Below are 4185 nucleotides of genomic sequence, written 5' to 3' on the forward strand. Positions count from 1 at the left end.
GATGAAGCGGCTGGAGACGGTCGAGGTCGTCGACCACCAGGGCCGGCAGCACGAGCAGGTGTTCTTCGGCGCGACCGTCACCATTGCCGACGCGGCGGGCGGCGAGCGCACGCTCTCCATCGTCGGCATCGACGAGGTCGACCCGGCGCGCGGGCGCGTGTCCTGGATCTCGCCCGTTGCGCGGGCGCTCCTCAAGACGCGCGAGGGCGATGTCGTCAACCTGCGCACACCTGCGGGGACGGAGCAGATCGAGGTCGTCGAGATTCGCTACGAATCCCTGCCGTGATGGCGGCCCACGGTGGCTCGCCTCTGAACCCGCCGCGGTGCGCCTGGGTCCGACGTGGTGGATGCCATCCCTCGTGCGACCTGACCACCTGATTCCCTGACCATGCGCGATCGGTTCACCGATCCCCGACACGACGTCGTCGCGATTCCCACCATCTGGGTGGCGATTCTGCTGTCGCTGCTCGTGCACCTCGCCGTGGTCCTGCTGCTGTGGGTGTGGAAGCCGGAGATCCTGTTCCCGTCGACGGAGGGGCCGGAGCGCGGCAAGTCGAGCGGCTCGCTCATGGTCCGGCTCGCCCCGCAGCCGAGTCCGTCGCCGGCCCCGCCGCCGGCGCCAGCGACCGTTCCGAAGCCGTCACCGGCGCCGCAGGCGCGGCCCGCACCGCCGCCCGCGCCGAAGCCCGCACCCCAGGTGCGTCCGCCGAAAGTGCCGCCGCGCCCGGCGCCGGCACCGCCGGTGCTGGCCCTGAACAAGCCGAGCGCGAAGACACCGGTGCCGTCCGCGCCGCCTGCGCCACCTATGATCAAGCCGGCGCCGAAAGAGACGCCGCCGGCGGAGGATTTCTCATCGATGCTGGAGGCCCGCCGCCGTGCCCGCAACGAGTCGGCGCCGCCGCCCGCGCCGGCCAGCGCCGCCGAGCCGCAGCCCCCGGTCGAGGACGCGGCCGCGCGCACGCAGCGCCTCGTTGCCGCGAATCTGGGCACCGATCGCACGCCGACCTTCGGCAGCGACCCCACGCGCGGCGGCGGCATCTTCCAGATCAAGCGCCTGGGCTATGACGACGCGGAGTTCGTCTTCTTCGGCTGGAATCGCGACATCCGCCGCAACACCGCACAGACGATCGAGGTGCGCCGCGGCAACAACAGCGACATCCGCATCGCGGTGGTGCGCCGGATCATCGGCATCATCCGCGAGTACGAGCAGGAGGATTTCCTCTGGGAATCGAGGCGACTCGGCCGCAATCTCACGCTCTCGGCGCGCGCCAAGGACACCGCCGGGCTGGAGGCGTTCCTGATGCGCGAGTTCTTCGACGGCGTGCAGCAGTGACGCGCCCGGTCGCTGCCCGGCTTCACTCCACGCCGTTGGCGCGGAACCACTCGATCATGCGGCGCCAGCCGTCCTCGGCCGCGGCCTTGCGGTAGCTCGGGCGGTAATCCGCATTGAACGCATGCGGTGCATCGGGATAAACGATGATCCGTGCGCGGTTGCCGCCGCGTGAGATCGCTGCGCGCATGAGTTCGACCTGGTCGAGCGGGATGCCTTCGTCGCGGCCGCCGTAGAGTCCCAGCACCGGCACCGTGATCGCTGTCACCACGTCGATCGGGTGCTGCGGCTGCATCGGCGTCGGATGCCCCGTGAGCCGCCCGTACCAAGCCACGGCCGCCTTCACGTACGGATTGTGCGCGGCGTACAGCCAGGTGATGCGCCCGCCCCAGCAGAATCCGGTGATGGCGAGCTTCTGCGTGTTCGCGTGCCCGGTCTCGCCGGCCCACGCCACCGTCGCGTCGAGGTCCGCCAGCACCTGCGCGTCGGGTACGTTGTTCACCACCTTGGCGAAGATCTCGCTCACGTCGGTCATCTTCGACACGTCACCCTGGCGCGCATAGAGCTCGGGGGCGACGGCGAAGTAGCCGAGCTTCGCGAGCCGGCGGCAGATGTCGCGAATGTGCTCGTGCACACCGAGGATCTCCTGCACCACCAGCACCGTCGGAAACGGCCCGCCCTCCGCGGGCATTGCGCGGTATGCCGGCATCGTGCCGCCGGAAACGGGAATGCGCACCTCGCCCGACTCGATGCCGACGGTGTCGGTGACGATCGTCGTCTGCGCGCAGATCGGCTGCACGGCAAGTGCGAAGCCGGCGCCGAGGACAGAGACCACGAATCCGCGACGGTTCCATTCGGTGGGTGGCGGCTGCAGGCTCAGGCGTTCGGAGTCTGACATGGGTAGTCCTTGCGGTCGGCGAGACAGGCTGTCATCTTTAGCCCCGCAGGAGGGTAACAGAGGGGTGCACCCCAGCCAAGGAGGGAATCAGGACATGAGAATCTGCATCATCGGCAGCGGCGGTGTCGGCGGCTATTTCGGCGGCCGGCTCGCGGCCTCGGGGACGGAAGTCGCGTTCGTGGCGCGCGGAGCGCATCTCGCGGCGCTGCGTACGAACGGCTTGCGGGTCGAGAGCGCGCTGGGCGCGGTGCATGTGCAGCCGGTGGAGGCCACCGACGATCCGAAAACGCTCGGTCCGTGCGACCTGGTCATCATCGCGGTCAAGCTCTGGGGCACGGCGGACGCAATCGACGCGGCCGTCCCCGTCATGCGCGAGCGGAGCGCGATCGTGTCGCTGCAGAACGGCGTCCAGGCGGTGCGACTGCTCGCCGAACGTTTCGGCCGCGAGCGCGTGCTCGGCGGCCTCGCGCAGATCTCCGCCCTCATCGAATCACCTGGTGTCATCCGCCACAACGGCACGCTGCAGCGGCTCGTCTTCGGCGAGCTCGACGGGTCGCGCAGCGCGCGCGCCGAGGCCTTACTTGCGGCATGCCTTGCCGCCGGCATCGACGCCCACCTGAGCGACAGCATCGAGCGCGCGATCTGGGAGAAATTCGTGTTCCTGGTCGGCCTGAGTGCCACCACTACGCTCACCCGCTGCCCGCTCGGCCCGGTGCGCGAGAACCCGCTGACGCGCGCCCTGCTGCTGCAGGTGATGTCCGAGGCGGCCGCGCTCGGGCGCGCGCGCGGCGTCGCGCTGCCGGAAGACAGCGCGGAGCGTCAGCTTGCCTTCATGGACACGCTGCCGCGGGAACTCGTGGCGTCGATGCTGGGCGATCTGCGGCGCGGCAATCCGCTGGAGCTGGAATGGCTGAGCGGCACTGTCGCACGCGACAGCGACGAGCTCGGCATCCCCGCGCCCGCCAACAGCTTCGTTCGCGCAGCGCTGACGCTGCATGCGGGGGGCGGGGGTGAGTGAATCGTGTCGCAATAGCAGAGTTGGATCATGAGCCGATTCAGGCACGCGGTTGATTCCCCGCACACGAAGCCGTGGACTCAGCGGGTTGGGAAGATAGTCTTGAATTTCTCAGCGCTGGAGTTCGAGTCGGTGCTCTGGCTGATCCAACTTTCCGAGCAACACGCAAGAATCAAGAGCTTTGCGGACACCCCATTCTCTGCGCGAGTCCGTCAACTGAAGGGATATGTTGAGGATCGGAGCATCAGCGCAAAGTGGCGTAGAACCTCTCTACGCAGTTGGAACGATTCCCTGAAGCTCGCCATCGTTCGCAACCATGTTGCTCACAACCCGCTAATTTTTGGCTGGAGCGCGCCAACCGAAGTTGGCGAACCTGACTTTATTGGGATTCCAAACCTGCGGAATCCTCGTTCTGTCGGCAGAGAATGGGCCCTTTCAAGAGTCGATGCCGACAAATGCATCAATGACATAGTGGTCGTCGCTAAGAAGCTTGCCGACTTGAGGATCGAGTGGTGCAAAGTCAGGGATCTGGGTCAGGCGCCACCTGCTCGAATCCACAACGCGACGCGCTGGTACAACCTCAGAGGTCAAGTCGCCAGTGCTCTTAGAATGTTTGGGATTCAGTAATCATCCTTAGCGGGTTTCAAGCCGTCCGGCCAGTGCTGTCGGCGCGGAACCGCACTTCTGGGCGTCTTCAGGACACGGTTAGGCGCGCACAGAAGCTCATCTGGAGAATGATACGGGAGCACCTATGTCCAGCCCTGCTCGCGCAGGTCTTTTCCTCTACGCCAAGGACATGCAGCGGCTCGCGCAGTTCTACGAAGCTGTCGTGGGCTTTCGCAGGCTTCACGAATCCGCGGAGCTGATCGTTCTCCAGTCGCCGGACATCCAACTCCTCGTGCACGCGATTCCGCCGCACATCGCGAAGGACATCGTGATCGC

At 67.0% G+C, this 4185-nt stretch carries 6 protein-coding genes; 5 read left to right on the forward strand and 1 reads right to left on the reverse strand.

What is annotated here, in order from left to right; genetic code table 11:
• Both JNK68_04065 and JNK68_04070 read left to right on the forward strand, forming a co-directional pair.
• Positions 1–286, forward strand: a 286-nt coding sequence (locus tag JNK68_04065) for a GreA/GreB family elongation factor (GenBank protein MBL8539527.1), incomplete at its 5' end; no start/stop codon positions are given.
• A 102-nt stretch (positions 287–388) separates the two neighbouring features.
• A complete protein-coding gene (locus tag JNK68_04070; protein ID MBL8539528.1) occupies positions 389–1333 on the forward strand; it encodes a hypothetical protein in 945 nt (314 codons plus the stop codon).
• 22 nt (positions 1334–1355) lie between these two features.
• Here JNK68_04070 and JNK68_04075 read toward each other — a convergent pair whose 3' ends face one another.
• Entirely contained in the window at positions 1356–2228 is an 873-nt protein-coding gene (locus JNK68_04075; GenBank protein ID MBL8539529.1) for a dienelactone hydrolase family protein, read from the reverse strand.
• Between the two features lie 94 nt (positions 2229–2322).
• On the opposite strand from JNK68_04075, the gene JNK68_04080 reads away from it, so the two are divergent.
• The 3 genes from JNK68_04080 to JNK68_04090 all read left to right on the forward strand — a co-directional run.
• Positions 2323–3246, forward strand: a complete 924-nt coding sequence (locus JNK68_04080) for a ketopantoate reductase family protein (GenBank protein MBL8539530.1) — start codon at positions 2323–2325, stop codon at positions 3244–3246.
• Between the two features lie 99 nt (positions 3247–3345).
• Entirely contained in the window at positions 3346–3870 is a 525-nt protein-coding gene (locus tag JNK68_04085) for a hypothetical protein (GenBank protein MBL8539531.1), read from the forward strand.
• Positions 3871–3994: 124 nt separating this feature from the next.
• A partial coding sequence (locus JNK68_04090) for a glyoxalase/bleomycin resistance/dioxygenase family protein (GenBank protein MBL8539532.1) occupies positions 3995–4185 on the forward strand: 191 nt, incomplete at its 3' end.

The organism is Betaproteobacteria bacterium, assembly GCA_016791345.1.
In the GTDB taxonomy this organism is placed as follows: domain Bacteria; phylum Pseudomonadota; class Gammaproteobacteria; order Burkholderiales; family JAEUMW01; genus JAEUMW01.

Coding starts and splice junctions, on each gene's coding strand:
- JNK68_04070 (MBL8539528.1), top strand. CDS start 389: ATGCGCGATCGGTTCACCGATCCCCGACACGACGTCGTCGCGATTCCC.
- JNK68_04075 (MBL8539529.1), bottom strand. CDS start 2,228: ATGTCAGACTCCGAACGCCTGAGCCTGCAGCCGCCACCCACCGAATGG.
- JNK68_04080 (MBL8539530.1), top strand. CDS start 2,323: ATGAGAATCTGCATCATCGGCAGCGGCGGTGTCGGCGGCTATTTCGGC.